This window comes from Sphingomonas sp. AX6, from assembly GCF_902506605.1.
Taxonomy (GTDB): domain Bacteria; phylum Pseudomonadota; class Alphaproteobacteria; order Sphingomonadales; family Sphingomonadaceae; genus Sphingomonas.
In genome coordinates, this window is the sequence record NZ_LR733979.1 from 1,470,766 (window position 1) to 1,492,385 (window position 21,620).

A 21,620-nucleotide genomic window follows, 5' to 3' on the forward strand; every position below is an offset into this window, starting at 1 on the left:
GACGCCATGCACATCAGCCGCCGCGCCGTGATGAAAGGGGCGCTGCTCACCACCGCCGCCACGATGCTTCCGAGCGAGTTGCTCGCCCAGCGTGCGGCCGCACGTGCGGCGAATATCGGCTGGATCGACGGAGCGACCCCCGAATGGTCGTCGGGCCAGACCTTTGGCGTGGCATGGCCGCAGGGAAGCGTGCGCGATGCTGCCCGACTGGGTGCGGGTGATGTGCCGGTGCAAAGCTGGGCCACCGCCTATTGGCCCGATGGCTCGATCAAATGGAGCGCGCATGCGCTGCCCGGCGGCACAACGCCCGATCAGGTGACGATCGCGCCCGGTCGCGCCGCGCGGCCCCGCAATCCGCTGCGCGTCGAGGAAGGGCGCGACGGCATACGCATCACGAGCGGCGATGCGGTGTGGGACATCGGCAAACAGGGCGCGGCACTGGTCCGTCGCGCCAGCCGCGATGGGCGCGAAGTGCTCGGTCCCGTCAGGTTGGTCGCCTCGATCGCCAGCGACGACACTGGCGCGAACGCCGCGCCGCTGCAAAGCGCGATCGAACGCGTGACGATCGAACAGCGCGGACCCATTCGCGCAGTGGTGAAGGTCGAGGGCTGGCATTCAGGGGAGGGGCGGCGGATGCTGCCCTTCGTCGTCCGCCTGTATGCCTATGCGGGCAGCGACGCGCTGCGCATCGTCCACAGCGTCATCCATGACGGCGACCCGGCCAAGGATTTCGTCGCGTCGCTCGGCGTCGAGGCGAGCGTGCCGATGGCGGGCGCGATGCACGACCGTCACGTCCGTATCGCAACCAGCGATACCGGACTGTTCGCAGAGGGCGTCCGTCCGCTGACCGGGTTGCGCCGCGACCCCGGTCGCGCGTTCCGCGAAGCGCAGGTGGCTGGGCGCGCAGTGCCGCCGCTGGGCGAGATGGCGGCCAGCGTGCGCGACACACTGGAGCGGATTCCGACCTGGGGCGATTTCAGGTTGAGCCAGTTGAGCGCGAACGGCGCGACGCTGACAAAGCGCACCAGAGAAGGCCAGGCATGGATCGATGGCGACGAAGCCAAGCGCGCGCCGGGACTGGCCTATGTCGGATCGCCTGAGGGGGGTGCGGCGATCGGCGTGCGCTATTTCTGGGAACGGCATCCGACCGGCATCGACATCGCCAATGCCGCGAGCGATAGCACGACGCTCACTGCTTGGCTCTGGTCCCCGCAAGCCTCGCCGATGGACATGCGATCCTATCGCGGGGTCGACGGCATGGAAGGTTATGACGCCCAGAACGAAGGGCTGGACGTCACCTATGAGGATTACGAACCGGGTTGGGACGATGGGCGCGGCATCGCGCGGACCAGCGAGCTGACCTTGTGGGCGTTGCCCGCAACGCCTGTGTCGGAAGATCTGATGAAGATGGCGCGCGGGGTCGCCACCCCGCCGCAATTGATGGCCGACCCCGCGCATCTAAAGGCGGCAGGGGTGCTGGGCATCTGGGGGCTGCCCGACCGGACCACGCCCGCACGCGCACGGATTGAGACACAGCTTGCTAACCTGACCGAATTTTACGCCGACGAGGTCGATCGCCGGTCCTGGTACGGGTTCTGGGATCATGGCGACGTGATGCACACCTATGACCGCGACCGGCGGCAATGGCGCTACGATATCGGCGGCTTCGCTTGGGCGAACAGCGAACTCTCTCCCGATCTGTGGCTCTGGTATCAGGCGCTGCGCACCCGCGATGCGCGAAGCTGGCGGCTGGCGGAGGCGATGACCCGCCACACCGGCGAAGTCGATGTCTATCACCTCGGCCGGTTCAAGGGGTTGGGCACGCGCCACGGCGTCCAGCATTTCAGCGACAGTTCCAAACAGCCGCGCGTCAGCACCGCTGCCTATCGCCGCATCTATTATTACCTGACTGCCGACGAGCGAACGGGCGACCTGATGCGCGATCTGCTCGAATCCGACGCCATTCTCCAGACTGTCATCATCAACCGCAAGGTGCCCGGCGGCCCGCCCGAAGCGATGCCGCCGGGCGTCGTCGGCATGGCTTTCGGCACGGTCTGGTGCAGCCTGGCCGCGGCCTGGCTGACCGAATGGGAGCGGACGAAGGATACGCGCTGGCGCGACCGGCTGGTGGCGGGAATGCAGACCATCGGTATGATGAAGACCGGTTGGTTTGCCGGTAGTGCGCCGTTCGAACTCGCCACGGGGCGGTTCCGCGACCCAGGCGAGCGGATCAGTTTCTCGCACCTCAACGCGGTGTTCGGCGCGGTCGAGGTCAATGCGGAGTTGCTGCAATTGCTGGACGTGCCGGGATACCGCAAGGCATGGCTCGATTATTGCCGTTGGTACAATGCCCCGCGCGCCGAATTCGAAGCCGCGATCGGGCGACGCAACGGATCGAGCAACCTGCGCGAGGGCCATTCGCGTTTGACTGCCTATGCTGCCCACGCTGCCGATGATCCGGCGTTGGCCGCGCGCGCAGCGGAGGAATTCTACTCGGGCGATGCGGGATTGGGCATGGCCGATGGGGATCCGCGCGTCGAAGTCGCGCCCGGCATCGTCGAATGGCCCGGCGTATCGACTAACGCCGCCTCGCAATGGGGACTAGCGGCAATCCAGAACCTGGCGTTGATCCCGGAGGCGCTCGACCGGGGCAGCTAGCGCGCCAGCCACCCGCCATCGACGGCGAGGATGTGACCCTGGACATAAGCGGCGGCGTCGGACGCAAGGAACACAGCTGCACCGCCGAGGTCTTGGGGATCACCCCAGCGGGCGGCGGGGATACGGTCCATGATCTGGCGGTTGCGGGTCTCATCGGCCTGGAGGGCGGCGGTATTGTTGGTCGCGATATATCCCGGCGCGATGGCGTTGACGTTGATGCCCTTTGCGGCCCATTCGCAGGCGAGCAGCTTGGTCAGCCCGCCAATCCCCGATTTGGACGCGGTATCACCCCCGGCCCCTCCCCTGAGGGGGAGGGGTGAAATATCGTCAGGCCGCAACCACCCCCGCCAGCCGCTTCACCCGCAGGCCCAGCAGATGACAGATCGCGAAGCTCAACTCGGCCCGGTTGAGCGTGTAGAAGTGCAGATCACGCACGCCGCCCGCATAGAGTTTGCGGCACATCTCCGCTGCGATCGTGGCGGCGACCAGCGACCGCGCGCCGGGATGATCGTCGAGCCCTTCGAACAGCCGGTCCATCCAGGCCGGAATCTCCGCCCCGCACATCCCGGCGAATTTGCGTGTCTGCGCGACGTTCGACACCGGCAATATGCCCGGCACGATGTCAGCGGTGATCCCCGCCGCGGCCGCTGCATCGCGAAACCGGAAAAACGCTTCGGGCGTGAAGAAGAATTGCGTGATCGCCCGCGTCGCGCCTGCATCGATCTTGCGTTTCAGATTGTCGATGTCCGATGCCTGATCGACCGAATCCGGATGGCATTCGGGATAGGCGGCGACCGAAATTTCGAACGGGTGCAGCTTCTTCAGTCCCGCCGTCAGTTCGGCCGCATTGGCATAGCCCTGGGGATGCGGCACGAACTTGTCGCCCATCGTCGGCGGATCGCCGCGCAGGGCGACGATATGACGTACGCCCGCTGCCCAATACTCCTCTGCCACCGCATCGATTTCTTCGCGCGACGCCTCGACGCAGGTCAGATGCGCTGCCGCCGCCAGCGAGGTTTCCCGCGCGATCCGCGCCACCGTCGCGTGCGTACGTTCGCGCGTCGATCCACCTGCGCCATAGGTGACGGAGACGAATTTCGGCCCCAGCGGCTCCAGCGTCTTGACCGCATCCCACAGTGATTCTTCCATCTTCGCGGTCTTGGGCGGGAAGAATTCGAACGACACATTCAGGTCGCCGGCGACATCGGCGAACAAGGGCGCATCCAGCGCGCGGCGCGCTTCCTCGAGTTGACCCATCGAAACGCTCATGCCGCCTTCACCTTCATGTCCGTCGTATCGGCCTTGCGACCGAGCCATAATTTCACGGTCAATTCCCCGCCTTCCAGCGTTTCGGACCGCACCGGGACCAGCCCCGCGCCCGCGAACCAGCCGAGCATCTGTTCGTCCGAGAAGCCCAGTCGAGCATGCGCGTCCTGACTGCGAAGTTCCTCGCGTTCATGCGGGGCGAAATCGGCGATCAGCAACCGCCCGCCCTCACCCAATACCCGTGTGGCCTCTGCGATTGCGGCATCGGGGGCCTGCGCGAAATGCAAGACATGATGGATGATCGCCAGGTCCGCTGCGCCGTCCTCGATCGGCAGCGCGTACAAATCGGCCTGGCGCAGTTCCGCCTTGTCGAGCCCACGTTCGGACAGCTTCGCGCGCGCCAGCCGCAGCATTTCGGAAGACCGGTCGATCCCGATCGCGGCATCGGCACGCGGTGCGAATAATTCGAGCATCCGCCCGGTGCCGGTGCCGATATCGACCAGCCGCCGCACGGGCAGATCGCCCAGCACCGCCGCCATCGCGGCCTCGACCTCGCTTTCGGCAATGTGAAGCGACCGGATCGCATCCCACTGCCCGGCATTCACCTCGAACCAATGCGCCGCCGCCGCCGCGCGATCGGCACGCACGGCTGCCAGTCGCGCGGTATCGGCGCGGGTCCAATGGTCTTCCTTGCCAGCATCCCAACCGTCGATCGTCGCCAGTGCCGCCTCGACCGCCGCCCCCGACTGGATCGCGACGAACACCCAGCTACCTTCCTTGCGGCGTTCGGCAAGCGCGGCATCGCACAGAATCTTGACGTGACGGCTGACCCGCGGCTGGCTTTGCCCCAGCACCTGCGCCAATTCGCCGACCGATAACTCCATCCGGCGCAGCAATGCGACGATCCGCAACCGGGTGGGATCGGCAAGGGCACGGAAAAGATCGAGCGCGTCGGCCATGTCGACATCATATAAAGATTTCTTTATATGAGGTCAACGTCGTGCGCGTATCCGCATCGAAGTGGCCGCAATGGAACCGAACGCCGCGGTCACAGTTTTGCCATGTTCTTGCACCGGGCGAAACGAGCGCCTAGCGTCTGCAAGTCGCGCGTCTGTGAGGGGCAGTCCGAACCGCGCGCGCCACGGGTTTTGATAAAAGGATTTCGTTATGAAAAAGGCTTTCATCCTCGCGACCACCGCCGCCGCCGCACTGGGCCTCGCCGCCTGCTCGGACAATGCGCAACAGGAATCGGCCGAAGCGGCCAACGCGATGGCAGCCGATACCGAAGCAACGATGGGCGAAGCGGCCGACGATATCGAATCGGCCACCGATTCGGCGCTGGGATCGGCCGAAGCCGGTATCGATCAGGCTGGCCAGTCGATCGAAAACGGGGCGGATGCGACCGGTCGTGCCGTCGGCGACACGATGAGCGAAGCCGGTCAGGAAATGCAGGAAGCTGGGAACGACGTGGCCAATTAAGGCCGTCGTTCTTCGGAACCGAAATCGAAAGGGCCGCGTTCGGGAAACCGGGCGCGGCCTTTTTTTTCTTGTCAGATGGGGGACAATCGATGCGAAACATCCTGCCGTTCGTCCTGCTGGCGCTCGCCGCATGTGGCGGTGCCGAACCAGTTCCCGGCGGCGTGTCCGCGGACGAGGCCGCCGCCCTCAACGACGCTGCGATGATGCTCGACGCCAACAGCGTATCCGCCGACCAGATCGACAATGAAGAGGCCGAAGAATGACGATGCAACACCGCGCGCTGGGTGCCAGCGGCCTGACGATCGCCCCGTTGGTGCTTGGCGGCAACGTGTTCGGCTGGACCGCAGACAGGGCGACCAGCTTTGCCGTGCTCGATGCGTTCGTCGGTGCCGGCGGCACGATGATCGACACCGCCGATGTCTATTCGGCGTGGGTCGATCGCCATAAGGGCGGCGAATCCGAAACCGTGATCGGCGAATGGCTGAAACAATCGGGCAAGCGCGACGATGTGCTGATCGCCACAAAGGTCGGAATGATGCCCGGCGGGTTACAGCCCGAAACGATCGAGCGCGCGGTGGAGGGGTCACTCAAACGGCTCGGCACGGATCGCATCGACCTGTATTTCGCGCACAAGGATGATGCGGAAACCCCAATCGATGCGACGCTGGAGGCCTTCTCGCGGCTGATCGATGCGGGCAAGGTGCGCAGCATCGGCGCCTCGAATTACTCGGCGATGCGGTTGAAGGCAGCGCTCGATGCAGCGAAGGCGTCGAGCCTCCCGCATTACACGGTGCTGCAACCCGAATATAATCTGGTCAGCCGCACCGGCTTCGAAGGCGAATTGCAGGACCTGGCCGTCACCCAGAACATTGGCGTCATCCCCTATTACGGGCTGGCCTCGGGGTACCTGACCGGCAAATATCGCTCCTCGGACGATTTCGGCAAAAGCGTGCGCGGCGGCGGCATGGCAAAATTGCTCGAAGGCAAGGGCGGCAAGGTACTTGCCGAAATGGACGCGGTCGCCGCCGACACCGGAGCGACTTTGGCCCAGATCGCACTGGCCTGGCTGGCGGCACAGGACGGCGTTACCGCTCCGATCGCCAGCGCCACGTCCGTCGATCAGGTCACCGAATTGATGGGCTATCTGTCGGTCGACCTGTCGCGCGACCAGATCGATCGCCTCACCAACGCAGGGATTTGACGAAAGCGGGCGTCGTCGGGATCAAGCCGCCATTCATCCGCGTTCTCCTATCGGCCCATCGCAGACCGATCAGGAGAAGTCCGCACTATGGCGTTCGCCCGCCCCGACGCCCGCACCCGCATCATCGCCGCCAGCGCCGCCATCGCGCTGCAGGCCTTGTTTGCGTGGGTGCTGATTTCGGGGCTTAGCGTGACCTTCGCGGAAAAGCTGAGCGAAAGCCTGAACGTCTTTGACATCGCGCCCGAACCCGATCCCCCGCCTCCCGTCACGATCGAGCCCAATCCGGTCGCCGACACCCGACCTGAGGGCGAAGCCGCGCCCCCCAATCTTCGCAGCCGCGCGACCGAGATCGAGGCACCCGTGCCGATCGTCCAGATCCCCCTGCCCCCTCCCCCCGTCATCACTGCGCCCGTGGCAGCCGTCGGTAACGACGCGTCGTCCGGCAATGCCGACATTCCCGGTCCCGGCACGGGTGCAGGCGGCGTCGGCGACGGCACGGGCAGCGGCGGCCGCGGCGACGGCGACGGCGCGGGCGGACGCGAGACCCCACCGCGCCAGATCGGCGGGCGTCTGTCCGACCGCGACTTCCCCCGCGCCGCCGCCAATGCGGGCGCAGGCGGAACGGTCGAGATCATCTTCAATGTGGAGGCCGACGGCCGCATCACCGATTGCGGCATCGAGCGATCGAGCGGCAATCGCGAGTTGGACGAAACCACCTGCCGCCTGGTGGTCCAGCGCTATCGCTACCAGCCCGCCCGCGACGCAAGGGGCCGTCCGGTGCCTTCGACGATCATCGAAAGCCACGAATGGGTCAATCGCGTGGTGCCCGCGGAGCCGGGTGAATAGGGTCGCTGACCTCCACCCAAGCCCCGTGCGCGTGCGCGAAGCCGATCCGCCTGGCCCCCTCGCCCGGCCATGTCTCCACCCAGATCTCATGTCGTGCCAGATCGCGGTCCGGCTCCATCCGTACCCAGGCCAGGGGATGCGCTGCATCGGCACGCGAACCCGCCCCCTGCATCGCCGCCGCAATCCGCGCCTGCCGCTCCGTCCCCAGATATTGCCACACCACCGAATGCATCAGCACCCGCGTCGTCCCCGCTGCCTGCGGTCGGGCGAGCTGCGCCTCCACCCAGTCGGCGGCGTCGCCCACCTCCAGCGCTACGGGCCGTTTGCGCAGCATCGCGATCGCCGCATCGAGTTTTGCCAACCGTTCGGGCTTTTCGGCCCAGACATAGCTGCGCAGCCGCGTCGCCTGTGCCGGATCGGTCGCATCGATCGGCGCAACATCGACGCCGCGGATCGACGCGAAGCTGGGTTGCGCGGGTTCGGGGGATGGCCCACGCCAGTCGGGCGCGATGACGATCGGCAAATCCTGCGGCCCCACCCGCACCCCGCCCAGATCGAAACCGAACCGATCGATCAACAGGTTGAGCCCCGCGCTCGATCCGATTTCCAGCAACTCGATCGGATGCCCCAATGACCGCGACACCGCCATCAGCCCCAGCATCAGCGCCGCCGACCGCCCGACTTCGTTGGTCTGGGGCGGTCCGTCGAGCCAGGGCAGGATCGCCGCGTCGTGCCGAGCAAGCACCGCCCGCAACGCCGCGATCGTCTGCGACGGTGAAGTTTCCGCGGCGAACGCCGCCTGCGCCTCCGCATCACCGCTCAGCCGCATCGCGTTCAGCCCGCCCACCAGCCGCAACGGCAGGGCATCGTCGATCGGTTGCCCCACCCATCCGAGCACCCTCCGCCCGGTCGCTGTCGTTCGGTCGAGCGCCCCGGCCAGCGCTTCGCACACCCGCGCGGTGACGGGCGCATCCATCGCCGTGCAGAAATCGCGCTGGGTCAGAAATGCCTGTCGCACTGCCGCTTCGCCCAACGGTCGCTCCTTTGCAAACGGAGCGTTTCGCCGCCCCAGGCGACCCCTTGTTGCGCCGCCGCGCGTGCCCAAGTAAAGCCCCGCAACCTCATGTCCGATCCGATCCTCCTCGCCGTCCCCAAAGGACGCATCCTCGATGAAGCGCTGCCGTTGCTGGCGGGCGCAGGAATCGTACCCGAAGCTGCCTTCACCGACCCTGATAGCCGGGCGTTGCGCTTTTCGACCACTCAGCCGCATGTCGACATCATCCGTGTCCGCGCGTTCGACGTCGCGACCTTCGTGGCGCACGGTGCCGCGCAACTGGGAATCGTTGGATCGGACGTCCTGGCCGAATTCGATTATTCCGAACTTTATGCGCCCGTGGACCTGGGCATCGGCGCATGCCGCCTCTCGGTCGCTGAGCCCGCCAGCCTGGCCGAAACCGACGATCCACGCGGATGGAGCCATGTCCGCGTCGCCACCAAATATCCGGGCCTGACCAGCCGGCACTTCGCAGCACGCGGCGTCCAGGCCGAATGCGTGAAGCTGAACGGCGCGATGGAGCTGGCACCGCTGCTGGGCCTCGCCCCGCGCATCGTCGATCTGGTGTCGTCGGGGCGCACGCTCAAGGAAAACGGGCTGGTCGAGGTCGAGCGGATCATGAACGTCACCAGCCGCCTGATCGTCAACCGCGCTGCGTTCAAGATGAAGAGCGCCACCCTCGGCCCGCTTGTGGACCAGATGCGGGCGCTGGTCGGGGCGCAGGCAGCATGATCCGCCTGTCCACCGCCGACGGATCGTTCGAACGCGATTTTCGCGCTCTGGTCGAAGCGCGTCGCGAGCCGGATGTGGATGTGGCGCGCGACGTGCGGATGATCGTCTCCGCCGTCCGCGACGAAGGCGACGCGGCAGTACGCGCCTTCACTCAGAAATTCGATCGCCACGATCTCGACGCCACAGGCTGGCGAATTGAACGCGCGGATCTGACCGCCGCGCTCAACGGGTTAGAGCCTGAACTTCGCGCCGCGCTCGAACTCGCGCGCGACCGGATCGCCGCCTATCACGAGAAACAGCGCCCGGCGGACAGCGACTCCACCGACGCCGACGGCATCCGCACCGGCGCACGCTGGAATGCGGTCGATGCCGCGGGGCTCTATGTCCCCGGCGGCCGTGCGGCCTATCCCTCGTCGGTGCTGATGAACGCCATCCCCGCCAAGGTCGCTGGCGTTTCGCGGTTGGTAATGGTGACGCCGACCCCGGATGGCGAGATCAATTCGCTGGTCCTCGCCGCCGCCGAACTGGCAGGCGTGGACGAGGTGTGGCGGGTGGGCGGCGCGCAGGCAATCGCCGCGCTCGCTTACGGCTCCGGTCGGATCGCGGCGGTCGATGTAATCTGCGGCCCCGGCAATGCCTGGGTCGCAGAGGCGAAGCGCCAGCTTTACGGCGTGGTCGGCATCGACATGGTTGCAGGACCGAGCGAAATCCTGGTCGTCGCCGACGGCCGGAACGATCCCGACTGGATCGCCGCCGATCTGCTCAGCCAGTCCGAACACGATCCCACCAGCCAGTCGATCCTGATCACCACCGATGCCGGGTTCGCGGATCAGGTCGCGCACGCGGTGGACCGGATGATCGGCACGCTGTCGACGGCGGATGTCGCGCGGCAAAGCTGGGACGCCAACGGTGCGATCATCGTTGCAGGCAGTTTCGACGAGGCTCCCGCGCTCATTAACGCACTCGCGCCCGAACATCTCGAACTGGCGATCGACGATGCGGAAGCGATGTTCGCGCGTGTCCGCCATGCCGGGTCGGTGTTCCTGGGACGCCACACGCCGGAGGCCGTCGGCGATTACGTCGCCGGGCCGAACCATGTCCTGCCCACCGGCCGCCGCGCGCGTTTCGCCAGCGGGCTGTCGGTGCTCGATTTCATGAAGCGCACGAGCTTCCTATCGCTCGACGCCGCGGGTCTGGCGAAAATCGGCCCCGCCGCGGTCGCGCTCGCAACGGCGGAAGGGCTCCCCGCTCATGCCCGATCGGTCGCGATCCGATTGGGGGACTGAACTCACCACCGTTCGCCCTTAGCTTGTCGAAGGGCTGTCCTTCTTTCTAAAGAAGAAGTGCAGGGCTTCGACAAGCTCAGCCCGAACGGTCTTTTGTCGAACCGGAACCGAATATGCCAAGCAAGACATCGAAAACCCGCACTCAGGCCCGCGCCGCCGCCCGTCTCGGTGCCGTCCAGGCGCTGTATCAGCACGATATGGAGGGGACGGCGATCCCCGCCTTGCTCCACGAATTTCACCAGCACCGACTGGGCGCGACCATCGAGGACGTCGAATATGCCGACGCCGACATCATGCTGTTCGACGATATCGTGAAGGGCGTCGACGCGCGCCGTGACGAGGTCGACGCCGCGATCACTGCACGCCTGGCGTCGGGCTGGACGCTGGAGCGCCTCGACAAGCCTATGCGTCAGATCCTGCGCTGCGGCACCTACGAACTGATCGCCCGCCACGACATTCCCAAGGCCGCGATCATCAGCGAATATCTCGACGTCGCCCACGCCTTTTACGACCGCAAGGAAGCGGGCTTCGTCAACGGCGTGCTGGATGCGGTGGCCAAGGCGGTTCGGTAAACCCCTGCCTCTCTCCCGTCCGCTTGTTTCGAGCGAAGTCGAGAAACGTGGCTCGGCGTTAGGAATGCGTTTCTCGACCTCGCTCGAAACGAACGGATGTTTGAGGACAGCCCAAGGGACGGTTGAAATGTCGTCCAGGTGGGGCTGCGAAGGGTGATCTTTCGAACATCGCAGCGCAGCGTGCTTCCGGCACGTGAGCACCGAAGCGCAGAAAACCGCGCTTCCAAGCTCCGCATGGGCGGCATTGCGGCCGTCCCATGAAATGAGAGAGGTCGCCGAGGCCGTCTCCCGACGGTCCCGGCGACCCCAAACATGGTCAGCGGCCGGAGAGCTCCAGCCCGGGAGACCATGCGGACCGCTAATTCAAATGCTTCGATGCGTTGGCTGGAGGAGAATACCTCCCGCATCGTCACGGACGGAGGGCTTCCGTCCGTTGCACCAAATTAGCGGCGCGTCTCCCGAACGAACTGAACCGACCCCATTGCTGAACCATGAGACATCGGATCACCTCCTTTCGCTAGTTGAAGCTAATGTGCTTGAGCACGGGTAGAAGGTGAATCAAACCGGCGTGCAGAACAAGTCTTGTTTTACGTCGCGAATTATACGACCTTCATCGGTCTGGGCTGAACGATCGGCATCCGCCGCATCAGCGCCGACAATCCTCCACGACGCGTTGCACCTCGGCCCAGGTCGGCAGGATCAGGCCCGGCGTGCCTGCGACCTCGACCGCGAAACGCCCACGGCTGAATCCGATCGCGTCGAGCAAATTGTCGCGCGCGGGCAGCAGCGCGACGACGTTCCCGCCCTGAGCGCGCGCAGGCAGCGCACGCGTTGCACTGGTCGTTCGGATCGTCATCGCATTCGCGTTCGAACTTCCCGCCCGTTCGAGCGCGATCTGATTACCGCCCGTACAGCGCATCGCAAATTGCGTGCCGAAGCGCGCAACGCTGCCGCCACCTTCGCGCGCATAACGCCAGTTGCCGGGCGTCGCCGTGCGGTCGGCCCAGTTGGGCGCGGGCGGCGGCGCGGGCACCGGTGCCGGGGCGGGAGCAGGCGCGGGGCTCGGTTCGGGAGGCGGGGGTGGTTCGGACGGACGCACGCAGGCGGCAAGCAGAACCAGGGGCGCAATGGCGACGAGCGGAGAAAGACTGAAACGCATGGGAACCAGCATGGCCGATGCGCCGCGCGGGCTCAAGCCGCGATCAAGCCTGCGCGACCGAAAGACGCGCGGACGCGACCACCGCCCCCTTCAGCCAAAGGTCGCGTGCGGCAGCTCTAGCCGCACGATCAGCCCCTGCGCATCCCAGCGCCGTGTCATTGCCCCGCCCAGCTGACGCCGGACCACGGTATCGACCATGCGCGATCCGAAGCCGCTATGCGTCGGCTCCGCTCCATCGGTCAGCGCCCCGCCACGTTCGCGCCATTCGATCGACCAGGCATCGGCTTCACGCGCGACCTCGATTTCGATGCTGCCTTCCACTTGGGACAGCGCGCCGTATTTGGCGGCGTTGGTGGCGAGTTCGTGGAACACCAGCGACATCGGCGTGATCAAGTGCGCGCCCACCGACACGTCTTCCCCGCCGATCCGGTGCCGCAATGCCACCGCATGGCGATAGGGGGCCAGCAACGTGTCGAACAGCGCGTGGAGGCCGGTTACGCCCGACGACGACGGCCGGTCGGTATCGGTGATCAAACCATGCGCGCGCGCCAAGGCGGCGGTGCGATCGACCAGATCCTGATGACCGCCCGTGCCATCTGGCTGGCTTGCAGAGAAATGGATCAGGCTCTGGAACAGCGCGAACAGATTCTTGATCCGGTGCGCCAGTTCGTTGGCGATCACGTCGCGCGCATCGGCATCACGCCGCGCCTCGATGATCGTCATGACGTTGGACGCGAGCACGCGCATCGTTTCCGCCTGGATCGGCGTCAGCCCCGCGCGCGGCACCCGGTCGATCACGCACAGCGCTCCCAGCGGAATGCCCGCGGCGGTCACCAGCGGCGCGCCGGCATAGAAACGGATACCGGGTTCGCCGGTGACCAAAGGATTATCGGCAAAACGCGGGTCGAGCGTCGCATCGGAGACGACCATGATGTCAGGCATCCGCATCGCGTGCGCGCAGAACGACGTCGATCGCGGCGTCGCCTCCACCCCCAGCCCGATCCGTCCGAGAAAGCGTTGCTCCTCTTCCTCGACCAGGCTTACCAGCACGATCGGTGCGTCGCAAATCTTTGACAACAGCGCAACGACATCGTCGAACCGCCCGCCCCCGTCCCAATCGTTCAGCCCATGATCGACGATCGCGAGCGCACGCGCGGTTTCGCTTTCCGGAGGGAGCGCCGATGCCGGTGTTAGGGTAGGGTTGAACTTGTCCGCAGCCATACACTCGCGCGCTACACCGGCTTTCGCGATTTGGCTATCCCGCTCAAGGATATGGGCGACAACACTATCGCGAGCCGCCGCCAAATTTCCGCTGGGTCTTTCCGTAGCGCGTTTTGCGCGTGCCGGGCTTGCCCTCGTTGGAGCGGCCGATCACCGGCGCCTTGTGTTCGCCGGGCGGCAAGCCCAGTTCTTCCTGCTCCAACGAGCGGATTTCGTCGCGGAGGCGGCCGGCTTCCTCGAATTCCAGGTCGGACGCGGCCTTGCGCATCTTCTTTTCGAGTTCCTCGATATAGGCGCGCAGATTGTGGCCGACCATGTGCAGGCGATCGTCGTCCAGCGGCACCGTCACCTGATCTTTCGATGCGACGTCGGCGATAATGTCGCCGATGTTGCGGCGGATCGTCTGCGGGGTGATGCCGTTCGCCAGGTTATAGGCGTGCTGTTTTTCACGTCTGCGCCCCGTCTCGTTGAGCGCGCGTTCCATGCTGCCGGTGATGCGGTCGGCGTAAAGTATGACTCGCCCATCGACGTTGCGCGCGGCGCGGCCGATCGTCTGGATCAGCGAGGTTTCCGAACGCAAGAACCCTTCCTTGTCCGCGTCCAGAATCGCGACCAGCCCGCATTCGGGAATGTCGAGCCCTTCGCGCAGCAGGTTGATGCCGATCAGCACGTCGTACACGCCCATGCGCAGGTCGCGGATCAGCTCGATCCGCTCCAGCGTCTCGACGTCACTATGCATGTAGCGGACCTTGATCCCCGCTTCGTGCATATATTCGGTCAGATCCTCGGCCATGCGCTTGGTCAACGTGGTGACGAGCGAGCGATAGCCGAGCGCCGTGGTCTTGCCGACTTCGACGATCAGGTCCTGGACCTGTTCCTCGACCGGCTTGATCTCGACCGGCGGGTCGATCAGGCCGGTGGGGCGGATCACCTGTTCGACGAACACGCCGCCGGTCTGCTCCATCTCCCACCCGCCCGGCGTCGCCGAGACATAGGTAGTCTGCGGGCGCATCGCGTCCCATTCGTTGAAACGCAGCGGCCGGTTGTCGATCGCGGACGGCAAGCGAAATCCATATTCGGCCAGCGTGATCTTTCGCCGGTGATCCCCGCGCGACATGCCGTTGATCTGGCCCACCGTCTGGTGGCTTTCATCGACGAACAACAAAGCATTTTCGGGCAGATATTCGAACAAGGTGGGCGGCGGCTCGCCGGGCAGACGCCCGGTCAAAAAGCGTGAATAATTCTCGATCCCCGCACAGCTTCCCGTCGCCTGGATCATCTCCAGATCGAAATTGGTGCGCTGTTCCAGCCGCTGCGCCTCAAGCAACTTGCCTTCGACGATCAGTTCCTTCAGCCGCTCGTCCAGCTCGTGCTTGATCGCGTGCGTCGCCTGTTTCAGCGTCGGTCCGGGTGTGACGTAGTGACTATTGGCGTAGATGCGGACCGATGCCAGCGAGGCGACCTTCTTCCCCGTCAGCGGATCGAATTCGACGATCTCCTCGATCTCATCCCCGAAGAAGGACACGCGCCACGCGCTGTCCTCGTAATGCGAAGGGAAGATTTCGAGCGTGTCGCCCTTCACCCGGAAATTGCCGCGCTGGAACGCCGCATCGTTGCGCTTGTACTGCAGCGCGACCAGCTTGCGCACGATCTCACGCTGGTCGTGGGTCTGGCCCTTCTTCAAATCGAAGATCATCGCTGAGTAAGTTTCGACCGACCCGATGCCGTAAAGGCATGACACCGACGCGATGATGATGACATCGTCGCGTTCGAGCAGCGACCTTGTGGCGGAATGCCGCATCCGATCGATCGACTCGTTTACCGAGCTTTCTTTCTCGATGTACGTGTCCGACCGCGGCACATAGGCTTCGGGCTGATAATAGTCGTAATAGCTGACGAAGAATTCGACCGCATTGTCGGGGAAGAACGACTTGAATTCGCCGTAGAGCTGCGCGGCAAGGATCTTGTTGGGCGCGAGGACCAAGGCGGGTCGCTGAACCGCCTCGATCACCTTGGCCATCGTAAAGGTCTTGCCCGAGCCGGTGACGCCCAGCAGCACCTGATCCTTGTCGCCCGCATTCACCGCGGACACCAATTCCTCGATCGCCACCGGCTGGTCGCCGGCGGGGGTATAGTCGCTGACCAGCGTGAACGCCTTGCCCCCCTCGACCTTCTCGGGCCGCGCGGGGCGATGCGGAATGAAGCTCTGCCCGGTTTCCGGTTCGTCGAGCGTGGTGCGAATCTGGATTGCCATCGCTGCCGAATATGGGAAGGTCGCTGCGCACGCGCAACGCGCGAATGAAACATCTAAGGAACACTCGATGACCCGCGCGCTTGTCCTGGCCCTCCCCCTGTTCGTGCTTGCCGGTTGTGACAGCCTGGGAATCGGCGAACCCAGTGTCGATCTGTCCAACGCCAGCATGGCCGAGGTCGCTGCCGAAGCGGTCAAGGTTCAGCAGCAGCGCCCCGGCCAATGGGATGTCACCTCTCAACTCGTGTCGCTGAACGTCGAAGGCGTGCCCGCTGATTCGCCGATGACAGAAATGCTGAAACAGCAAATCGGTCAGGCGCGTACCGAAAGCCAGTGCCTGACCGAGGAGGACGCGAAAAAGGCGATGGTCCCGCAGGATGTCGATCCGAACAACAGCTGCCGTTTCGCGCATTTCCGCATGAAGGGCGGCCAGATCGATGCGGAAATGACCTGTGCGGCGCCCGATGGCCCCGGCACGCTGGCGATGACGCAAAAGGGCAGCTATTCGCCCGACAGCTATGACGTCACATCAACCCTGACCCGCGCGGGAGGCACCGCGCCGGGTGAGAACAGCACCATGACCATGAAGGTCAGCGCCAAGCGAACGGGTGAGTGCAAGGCGTGAGGCAGCATTAAGGCGACTTCACCGCAACCACGCACCCCCGCTTGTTTCGAGCGAAGTCGAGAAACGTGGCTTAAGCGCTGGCGACCGTTTCTCGACTTCGCTCGAAACGAGCGGGGCAGGAGGACAGATCGAGGGGCTTACCGCATCGCCCGCACGGCATCGGTATCGAGACACGCCATCAACGCCGCGCGATCCGTCGGCGGCGCAATACTCTGGTCCCCCGCCACCGCAATGCGAGCGGCTACCCCGATTGCCACGGTATCAATCGACCGCGGCAATCCCGCACAGGCCGTCACCGCATCCAGCAACCGCGGCGGCGTATCGTAAGCCTCCGAAGACAGCCGATACGTGCCCCAATGGATGCCGATCCCGCGGCTCGCGCCCATCCTCCGGAACAATTCGACCGCATCGATCGGCCCGATATGCGTCGCCGTCCCCATCTGTCCGGGCACGAAGCGGAACGCACCGATCGGCATCAGCGCCAGCCGCACGGGGCCGTAGCTCCGCGCCTCATCGGCCCATCGGTAATCCCCCGCGCCGGTATCGCCTGCGAAAAACAGGTTGCCGCCGGGCAGCGTCACGACGAAGCTCGACCACAACGCCCGGTTGCGATCGGCGAACCAGCGGCTACCCCAATGATGGTTGCGATTGACGACCACATCGATGCCTGGCGCAACCGGCACCCGTCCGCCCCAATCGACCGCGACCGATGGTACCCCGGCCTGCGCGATTACGCTGTCATTGCCAAGCGAGGTTACGACGCGCGGTCGGTCCCGCTCCCACAGTCGCTTCAATGTAGGCTTGTCGAGATGGTCGTAATGATTGTGGCTGACGAGCACGAGGTCGATCTTCGGCAGATCGTCGAACGCGACGCCGGGGCGCGTCACGCGCTGCGGCCCGAAAATGCCGAACGGCCCGGCGCGCTCGGCATAGATCGGGTCGGTCAGGATGTTGATCCCGCCCGCCTGCACCAACACCGTCGCATGACCAATCCAGGTGACCAGCATGTCGTCGCCCATCACCCGCGCGGGTGGCTTCGACTGCGCGACCGCAACGCTGGTCGGCCATTCGGGTCGCCCATCCTGACCGGTCGCCTGCCCCCAGATGAAGCTGCCGCGACTGCGACCGCCCGGCAGTCGATTGTCGTCCCCTGCATCGTCGGGATTGAAGAACCGCGCGCCGTCGAAATGATCGGTGACCACGCCCCGATAATAAATTCGGTCCAGAAAACGCGGCACGATCGTCACCGCCAGGCATAGCGCGACCACCAACCACAGCAGCACCGTCCCAGCCCATTTCAGTGCGCGTATCATCCCCGCCCTAACGCTCCGCATCGTCGATCGGGCGCGCATCCACCGTCCGCGCCAGAAAATCGAGAATGCGCGCCTCGTCCGTGCGCGCCGACCGCCTGCCGATCCACCAGATCGCACCCGCCATCGCCAGCATCGCCACCGGAATGGCGAGCATCGGCAGCGCCATCACCAATGGCAGTCGCGCGAAGATAAAGATCGGCAACCCGCCCAGCCCGAACATCGCCACCAGCCCCATCCAGAACCACAGGAACATCTGCGTCACCACATGCGGCCCCAACCGCCCGGCAATTACCGATCCTCCGCCTTGCACCTCGATCGATGCCGACAGCACCGATTTGAAGCTGTTGGCGAAATTGGGCCGGTGCGACCAGAGCGTCATCCGCGCTTCCGTCCCATAGCCCGTCACCTGTTCGGGCGCGCCGCTGGTCATCGTCGGCGGCAGTGCGGCCTTCAACCGCTCAGCAAGCGCGACCGGCGGATAGGGCGAATGAAGGCGGATGGCAGCCATGCCCCCCTTTGCCCGGCTCGTCCCGCAACGTCAAAGCCTCTTGCACTTGAACGCGATATGTTGTGTATAAACAACGAATCATCTGGACAAAGCACTCACCACTTGCACAACCGCATCGCCCTGTTCCGCGCAGAACGCGGTCTCTCCCGCAGAGAATTGGCGGATGCGGTCGGCGTCAATCCGCAAACGATCGGCTATCTGGAACGCGGCGACTACGCGCCCAGCCTGGAGTTGGGCATGAAGATTGCCGCCGCCTTCGACGTCCCCGTGGAGCTCGTCTTTTCCTTCACCCCCTTCCCCTCGGTTGCAGACGCGCTGCGCCGCGCAGGAGATGTTTGATGGCTGACCCCGCCAACCGCTACGACATGAACCGATGGGCCGCCAACGAAGTGGCCCGAATGCCTAGGCGCAAACATTGGCACTGGGCGCTCGGGCTAAGCATGGCGATGACACTGACGATCCCCGCCATCGCTTTGTTCTCGCCCATCGACCAGGGAGTTCGGTTTAGTCCGGTCTTCGTCTCGTCTCTCTTGCCGCTGATGGTGACTCTGCAACAATCTCCATTTGCTCGAGAGATGTGGTTTGGCCGTGACCTTGCGCAGTTGGACGAATTCGAACGAAACGCGCTGCTGATGGCCACGCGCTGCGCGTATCGCATCCTGATGCTACTCATTCTCGCCCTGTGCGTCTGGCTATGGGCCACAACCGCGCTGGATTGGCCGGGGCCCGCGACGATCGAACAATGGGCGGGCATCGCGATCAGCATGACCGCTATCGGAATCGCGCTGCCCATCCTGTTCGCGGAAATCATGGTTCCGCTGCCACCTCCGGGCGACGAAAAGGAAATCGCATAAATGTCCTACGACCCTATCAAATGGGACGCGAACGCGCGCCGGATGCCGCGTCGCCGCAACCTTGCCGCATTGATGGGGTTGGGCATCATCGCTGCAGCACTTGCACCTGCGATCGAGATTTTCACCGACAGTGAAAGCCCGGATGGGCTGGTGTCACCACTGTTCATGATGTCGCTGCTGCTGATCCTGTCGGTCATCCAGTCTCCCTTCGCGCGCACCACCTGGGTACGGGCGAAGGGGCTGGCGGCGTTCGACGAGTTCGAGCGCGCGGCACTGGTCGATGCCACCCAGCGCGCCTTCGCGGTGGTGCTAGTCATGCTCCTCGCGCTGTTCGCGTGGTTATGGGCGGCAAGCGCGGCAGGCTGGCCCATGCCGGTGCGTCCGCGACAATGGTACGCGCTCGGATGGGCGTTTCTGGTGATCGCGGGATCGTTGCCGGTGTTCTTCGCCGAACTGACGATCCCTTTTCCGCCGCGCGCTGAGGAAGAGGAATGATGACCCGCAAGACGATCCCCGAACGGCTCGACGACAGCGTGCGCTGGACCGGCATTCCGAGTGCGCTCGAAGTATTCGAACGTCAGGACGACAGCCAGCGACGCCATCTGCGCTGGCTACCGCTCCTCTTGCTAGTCGCGTATTCTGCGGGTGCCGGCATGATGTTGTTCGGCGAACGCCCGCAAATCGTGGGGCCGCTGGTGGCGTGGTTCGGATTTCTTGGCTCCGCGTTCATGCCCATCTTCGGACCCGTAAAGGCATGGGGCAGCCTGACGCTCGACGAATATGACCGCGACGTGCGGCGGCGGGCTTTCCTGTTCGCCTACGCCGCCTGCACAATGTTCGCGATGGCGGCGTTCATCGGCATCGCCGCGATCGTTGCGCCGGGCACGCAAGAGCCTCGCCGGATCGTCCATGCGTTGCTGCTGTCGCCGGGCGCGATCCTGACGATGCAGGCAACCTTGCCGACGCTTTACACGAGCTGGCGCACGCGGCCGGTCGAGGGGGAATGACGCCCCGCGCTCACGCCCCCTTCAACAACCCTTCCTTCGCGATCTTCTCCCGCCACACCAGCGGCGCGAGGTGGTGGACGTTTTCGCCCGCCGCATCGACCGCGACCGTCACGGGGAAGTCCTGCACCTCGAATTCGTAGATCGCTTCCATCCCCAGATCCTCGAACCCGACGACCTTCGATCCCTTGATGGCACGTGCGACCAGATAGGCGGCACCGCCCACTGCCATCAGGTACGCGCTCTTGTGGTCGCGGATCGCCTCGGTCGCGGCGGGGCCGCGTTCAGCCTTGCCGACCATCGCGAGCAGACCCTGCTCCAGCATCATCCGCGTAAACTTGTCCATGCGCGTGGCGGTGGTGGGACCGGCGGGGCCAACCACTTCCTCGCCCACCGGATCGACCGGCCCGACATAATAGATGACGCGGCCCGCGAACTCGACCGGCAGCGTCTCGCCCTTGGCCAGCATGTCGGCGATCCGTTTATGCGCGGCGTCGCGTCCGGTCAGCATCTTGCCGTTGAGCAACAGCCGGTCACCATGTTTCCAGCTCTGCACCACTTCCGGAGTCAGCGTGTCGAGATCGACGCGGATCGCGGCCTTGTCGGGCGTCCAGTTGACGTCGGGCCACACGTCGAGCTTCGGCGCTTCCAGATAGACCGGGCCGGAGCCGTCGAGCGTGAAATGCGCGTGGCGCGTGGCGGCGCAATTGGGGATCATCGCCACGGGCTTGCCCGCTGCATGGCACGGTGCATCCAGAATCTTGACGTCCAGGATCGTGGAAAGACCGCCCAGCCCCTGCGCGCCGATCCCCAGCGCGTTGACCTTGTCGAAAATCTCGATCCGCAATGCTTCCAGATCGTTTTGCGCGCCCCGCGCCTTGAGCGGCCCCATGTCGATTTGTTCCATCAGCGACTTTTTGGCGAGCAGCACGCAATGCTCGGCCGTGCCGCCGATGCCGATGCCCAGCATCCCCGGCGGACACCACCCCGCGCCCATCTGGGGGATCATCTCCAGTACCCAGTCGACGATCGAGTCGCTGGGGTTCATCATCTTGAACTTGGACTTGTTTTCGCTGCCGCCGCCCTTTGCCGCGACGTCGATCGATACGGTCGCGCCCGTCACCATTTCGACGTGCAGGACGCACGGCGTGTTGTCGCGGGTGTTGCGGCGGGTGAAGGCGGGGTCCGCCAGGATCGAGGCACGCAGCTTGTTTTCAGGATGGAGATACGCGCGACGAACGCCTTCATCGACGACTTCCTGAAGCGACATGTCGGACTCCAGCCGACACTCCTGCCCCCATTTGACGAACACATTGACGATGCCCGTATCCTGGCAGATCGGGCGATGCCCCTCCGCGCACATCCGGCTGTTGGTCAGGATCTGCGCGATCGCGTCCTTGGCGGCGGGCGATTGCTCCGCCTCATACGCCTCGCCCAGCGCGCGGATGTAATCCATCGGATGGTAGTAGCTGATGAATTGCAGCGCGTCGGCGACGCTTTCGATCAGGTCGGCTTCGCGGATGGTGACGGTCATGGGCTCGCTCGATTGGCTGGTGTCGCGACGGCCCTACCGCCCAGTGTCGCCGCTGTC

The 21,620-nt window shown here is 65.0% G+C and carries 22 protein-coding genes and 1 pseudogene; 13 read left to right on the forward strand and 10 right to left on the reverse strand.

Features of this window, described 5'->3' with window-relative positions:
- Positions 1 to 6 precede the first annotated feature (6 nt).
- Entirely contained in the window at positions 7 to 2,658 is a 2,652-nt protein-coding gene (locus ENHY17A_RS07085) for an exo-rhamnogalacturonan lyase family protein (protein ID WP_159711375.1), read from the forward strand.
- Here ENHY17A_RS07085 and ENHY17A_RS07090 read toward each other — a convergent pair.
- The 3 genes and pseudogenes from ENHY17A_RS07090 to ENHY17A_RS07100 all read right to left on the reverse strand — a co-directional run.
- A pseudogene (locus ENHY17A_RS07090) lies at positions 2,655 to 2,942 on the reverse strand (SDR family oxidoreductase); the annotation flags it as partial. The gene ENHY17A_RS07085 and the pseudogene ENHY17A_RS07090 sit on opposite strands and share 4 nt — an antisense overlap.
- 43 nt (positions 2,943 to 2,985) lie before the next feature.
- Positions 2,986 to 3,927, reverse strand: coding sequence for a methylenetetrahydrofolate reductase [NAD(P)H] (metF, locus tag ENHY17A_RS07095; RefSeq protein WP_159711377.1), 942 nt, complete (start codon positions 3,925 to 3,927; stop codon positions 2,986 to 2,988).
- Positions 3,924 to 4,883 carry an ArsR/SmtB family transcription factor gene (locus ENHY17A_RS07100; RefSeq protein WP_159711379.1) on the reverse strand — a complete coding sequence of 320 codons (960 nt, stop codon included), beginning with the start codon at positions 4,881 to 4,883 and terminating at the stop codon, positions 3,924 to 3,926. Before ENHY17A_RS07100 ends, metF begins: the two co-directional genes overlap by 4 nt.
- A 208-nt stretch (positions 4,884 to 5,091) precedes the next feature.
- Between ENHY17A_RS07100 and ENHY17A_RS07105 the strand changes: the two genes are divergently transcribed.
- The 4 genes from ENHY17A_RS07105 to ENHY17A_RS07120 all read left to right on the forward strand — a co-directional run bounded on the left by ENHY17A_RS07105 (position 5,092) and on the right by ENHY17A_RS07120 (position 7,450).
- Positions 5,092 to 5,403: a hypothetical protein gene (locus tag ENHY17A_RS07105; protein WP_159711381.1), complete on the forward strand. Its 312-nt coding sequence runs from the start codon at positions 5,092 to 5,094 to the stop codon at positions 5,401 to 5,403.
- An 89-nt stretch (positions 5,404 to 5,492) separates the two neighbouring features.
- Positions 5,493 to 5,666: a hypothetical protein gene (locus tag ENHY17A_RS07110; protein WP_159711383.1), complete on the forward strand. Its 174-nt coding sequence runs from the start codon at positions 5,493 to 5,495 to the stop codon at positions 5,664 to 5,666.
- 2 nt (positions 5,667 to 5,668) lie between these two features.
- The gene (locus ENHY17A_RS07115; protein ID WP_159714276.1) at positions 5,669 to 6,604 is read left to right on the forward strand and encodes an aldo/keto reductase; all 936 of its coding nucleotides are present in this window, start codon (positions 5,669 to 5,671) and stop codon (positions 6,602 to 6,604) included.
- Positions 6,605 to 6,691: 87 nt separating this feature from the next.
- The gene (locus ENHY17A_RS07120; RefSeq protein WP_159711385.1) at positions 6,692 to 7,450 is read left to right on the forward strand and encodes an energy transducer TonB; all 759 of its coding nucleotides are present in this window, start codon (positions 6,692 to 6,694) and stop codon (positions 7,448 to 7,450) included.
- Here ENHY17A_RS07120 and ENHY17A_RS07125 read toward each other — a convergent pair.
- Positions 7,416 to 8,483: a DUF2332 domain-containing protein gene (locus ENHY17A_RS07125; RefSeq protein WP_236547795.1), complete on the reverse strand. Its 1,068-nt coding sequence runs from the start codon at positions 8,481 to 8,483 to the stop codon at positions 7,416 to 7,418. The two genes, ENHY17A_RS07120 and ENHY17A_RS07125, sit on opposite strands and share 35 nt — an antisense overlap.
- A 90-nt stretch (positions 8,484 to 8,573) precedes the next feature.
- Here ENHY17A_RS07125 and hisG point away from each other — a divergent pair, with 90 nt between their 5' ends.
- From hisG to nusB, 3 genes are all read left to right on the forward strand, one after another.
- Positions 8,574 to 9,236, forward strand: a complete 663-nt coding sequence (gene hisG, locus ENHY17A_RS07130; protein ID WP_159711387.1) for an ATP phosphoribosyltransferase — start codon at positions 8,574 to 8,576, stop codon at positions 9,234 to 9,236.
- On the forward strand, positions 9,233 to 10,522 hold the full coding sequence (gene hisD / locus ENHY17A_RS07135; protein WP_159711389.1) for a histidinol dehydrogenase: 1,290 nt from the start codon (positions 9,233 to 9,235) through the stop codon (positions 10,520 to 10,522). Before hisG ends, hisD begins: the two co-directional genes overlap by 4 nt.
- 113 nt (positions 10,523 to 10,635) lie before the next feature.
- Positions 10,636 to 11,094: a transcription antitermination factor NusB gene (gene nusB / locus ENHY17A_RS07140; protein ID WP_159711391.1), complete on the forward strand. Its 459-nt coding sequence runs from the start codon at positions 10,636 to 10,638 to the stop codon at positions 11,092 to 11,094.
- Positions 11,095 to 11,740: 646 nt separating this feature from the next.
- On the opposite strand, the gene ENHY17A_RS07145 is transcribed toward nusB, so the two are convergent.
- The 3 genes from ENHY17A_RS07145 to uvrB form a co-directional block, all read right to left on the reverse strand.
- Complete coding sequence (locus tag ENHY17A_RS07145; protein ID WP_201296355.1) at positions 11,741 to 12,253, reverse strand: hypothetical protein; 513 nt, start codon at positions 12,251 to 12,253, stop codon at positions 11,741 to 11,743.
- Between the two features lie 90 nt (positions 12,254 to 12,343).
- Positions 12,344 to 13,474: a sensor histidine kinase gene (locus tag ENHY17A_RS07150; protein WP_159711393.1), complete on the reverse strand. Its 1,131-nt coding sequence runs from the start codon at positions 13,472 to 13,474 to the stop codon at positions 12,344 to 12,346.
- A 64-nt stretch (positions 13,475 to 13,538) separates the two neighbouring features.
- Positions 13,539 to 15,728, reverse strand: coding sequence for an excinuclease ABC subunit UvrB (gene uvrB / locus ENHY17A_RS07155; RefSeq protein WP_159711395.1), 2,190 nt, complete (start codon positions 15,726 to 15,728; stop codon positions 13,539 to 13,541).
- A 67-nt stretch (positions 15,729 to 15,795) separates the two neighbouring features.
- Between uvrB and ENHY17A_RS07160 the strand changes: the two genes are divergently transcribed.
- Positions 15,796 to 16,350 carry a DUF3617 domain-containing protein gene (locus tag ENHY17A_RS07160; protein WP_159711397.1) on the forward strand — a complete coding sequence of 185 codons (555 nt, stop codon included), beginning with the start codon at positions 15,796 to 15,798 and terminating at the stop codon, positions 16,348 to 16,350.
- Positions 16,351 to 16,487: 137 nt separating this feature from the next.
- Here the strand turns inward: ENHY17A_RS07160 and ENHY17A_RS07165 are convergent, their stop codons facing one another.
- Together ENHY17A_RS07165 and ENHY17A_RS07170 are read right to left on the reverse strand one after the other, a co-directional pair.
- Positions 16,488 to 17,663, reverse strand: coding sequence for an MBL fold metallo-hydrolase (locus ENHY17A_RS07165; protein ID WP_159711399.1), 1,176 nt, complete (start codon positions 17,661 to 17,663; stop codon positions 16,488 to 16,490).
- Between the two features lie 7 nt (positions 17,664 to 17,670).
- Positions 17,671 to 18,171, reverse strand: a complete 501-nt coding sequence (locus ENHY17A_RS07170; protein ID WP_159711401.1) for a hypothetical protein — start codon at positions 18,169 to 18,171, stop codon at positions 17,671 to 17,673.
- A 102-nt stretch (positions 18,172 to 18,273) separates the two neighbouring features.
- On the opposite strand from ENHY17A_RS07170, the gene ENHY17A_RS07175 reads away from it, so the two are divergent.
- Genes ENHY17A_RS07175 through ENHY17A_RS07190 form a run of 4 tightly spaced genes read left to right on the forward strand, consistent with a single transcriptional unit; the run spans position 18,274 to position 20,032 of the window.
- The gene (locus ENHY17A_RS07175) at positions 18,274 to 18,510 is read left to right on the forward strand and encodes a helix-turn-helix transcriptional regulator (protein ID WP_236547796.1); all 237 of its coding nucleotides are present in this window, start codon (positions 18,274 to 18,276) and stop codon (positions 18,508 to 18,510) included.
- On the forward strand, positions 18,510 to 19,025 hold the full coding sequence (locus ENHY17A_RS07180) for a hypothetical protein (RefSeq protein ID WP_159711403.1): 516 nt from the start codon (positions 18,510 to 18,512) through the stop codon (positions 19,023 to 19,025). The genes ENHY17A_RS07175 and ENHY17A_RS07180 overlap by 1 nt, the downstream gene beginning before the upstream one ends.
- Positions 19,026 to 19,520: a hypothetical protein gene (locus tag ENHY17A_RS07185; RefSeq protein ID WP_159711405.1), complete on the forward strand. Its 495-nt coding sequence runs from the start codon at positions 19,026 to 19,028 to the stop codon at positions 19,518 to 19,520. It begins immediately after the preceding gene.
- Entirely contained in the window at positions 19,517 to 20,032 is a 516-nt protein-coding gene (locus ENHY17A_RS07190) for a hypothetical protein (RefSeq protein ID WP_236547797.1), read from the forward strand. Before ENHY17A_RS07185 ends, ENHY17A_RS07190 begins: the two co-directional genes overlap by 4 nt.
- 10 nt (positions 20,033 to 20,042) lie before the next feature.
- Here ENHY17A_RS07190 and ENHY17A_RS07195 read toward each other — a convergent pair whose 3' ends face one another.
- Positions 20,043 to 21,563 carry a fumarate hydratase gene (locus tag ENHY17A_RS07195; RefSeq protein ID WP_159711409.1) on the reverse strand — a complete coding sequence of 507 codons (1,521 nt, stop codon included), beginning with the start codon at positions 21,561 to 21,563 and terminating at the stop codon, positions 20,043 to 20,045.
- Between the last annotated feature and the right edge of the window lie 57 nt (positions 21,564 to 21,620).

Bases quoted from the DNA above. Each gene is read 5' to 3' on its own strand.
- ENHY17A_RS07085 (WP_159711375.1), top strand. From the start codon at position 7: ATGCACATCAGCCGCCGCGCCGTGATGAAAGGGGCGCTGCTCACCACC.
- metF (WP_159711377.1), bottom strand. From the start codon at position 3,927: ATGAGCGTTTCGATGGGTCAACTCGAGGAAGCGCGCCGCGCGCTGGAT.
- ENHY17A_RS07100 (WP_159711379.1), bottom strand. From the start codon at position 4,883: ATGGCCGACGCGCTCGATCTTTTCCGTGCCCTTGCCGATCCCACCCGG.
- ENHY17A_RS07105 (WP_159711381.1), top strand. From the start codon at position 5,092: ATGAAAAAGGCTTTCATCCTCGCGACCACCGCCGCCGCCGCACTGGGC.
- ENHY17A_RS07110 (WP_159711383.1), top strand. From the start codon at position 5,493: ATGCGAAACATCCTGCCGTTCGTCCTGCTGGCGCTCGCCGCATGTGGC.
- ENHY17A_RS07115 (WP_159714276.1), top strand. From the start codon at position 5,669: ATGCAACACCGCGCGCTGGGTGCCAGCGGCCTGACGATCGCCCCGTTG.
- ENHY17A_RS07120 (WP_159711385.1), top strand. From the start codon at position 6,692: ATGGCGTTCGCCCGCCCCGACGCCCGCACCCGCATCATCGCCGCCAGC.
- hisG (WP_159711387.1), top strand. From the start codon at position 8,574: ATGTCCGATCCGATCCTCCTCGCCGTCCCCAAAGGACGCATCCTCGAT.
- hisD (WP_159711389.1), top strand. From the start codon at position 9,233: ATGATCCGCCTGTCCACCGCCGACGGATCGTTCGAACGCGATTTTCGC.
- nusB (WP_159711391.1), top strand. From the start codon at position 10,636: ATGCCAAGCAAGACATCGAAAACCCGCACTCAGGCCCGCGCCGCCGCC.
- ENHY17A_RS07145 (WP_201296355.1), bottom strand. From the start codon at position 12,253: ATGCGTTTCAGTCTTTCTCCGCTCGTCGCCATTGCGCCCCTGGTTCTG.
- ENHY17A_RS07150 (WP_159711393.1), bottom strand. From the start codon at position 13,474: ATGGCTGCGGACAAGTTCAACCCTACCCTAACACCGGCATCGGCGCTC.
- uvrB (WP_159711395.1), bottom strand. From the start codon at position 15,728: ATGGCAATCCAGATTCGCACCACGCTCGACGAACCGGAAACCGGGCAG.
- ENHY17A_RS07160 (WP_159711397.1), top strand. From the start codon at position 15,796: ATGACCCGCGCGCTTGTCCTGGCCCTCCCCCTGTTCGTGCTTGCCGGT.
- ENHY17A_RS07165 (WP_159711399.1), bottom strand. From the start codon at position 17,663: ATGATACGCGCACTGAAATGGGCTGGGACGGTGCTGCTGTGGTTGGTG.
- ENHY17A_RS07170 (WP_159711401.1), bottom strand. From the start codon at position 18,171: ATGGCTGCCATCCGCCTTCATTCGCCCTATCCGCCGGTCGCGCTTGCT.
- ENHY17A_RS07180 (WP_159711403.1), top strand. From the start codon at position 18,510: ATGGCTGACCCCGCCAACCGCTACGACATGAACCGATGGGCCGCCAAC.
- ENHY17A_RS07185 (WP_159711405.1), top strand. From the start codon at position 19,026: ATGTCCTACGACCCTATCAAATGGGACGCGAACGCGCGCCGGATGCCG.
- ENHY17A_RS07190 (WP_236547797.1), top strand. From the start codon at position 19,517: ATGATGACCCGCAAGACGATCCCCGAACGGCTCGACGACAGCGTGCGC.
- ENHY17A_RS07195 (WP_159711409.1), bottom strand. From the start codon at position 21,563: ATGACCGTCACCATCCGCGAAGCCGACCTGATCGAAAGCGTCGCCGAC.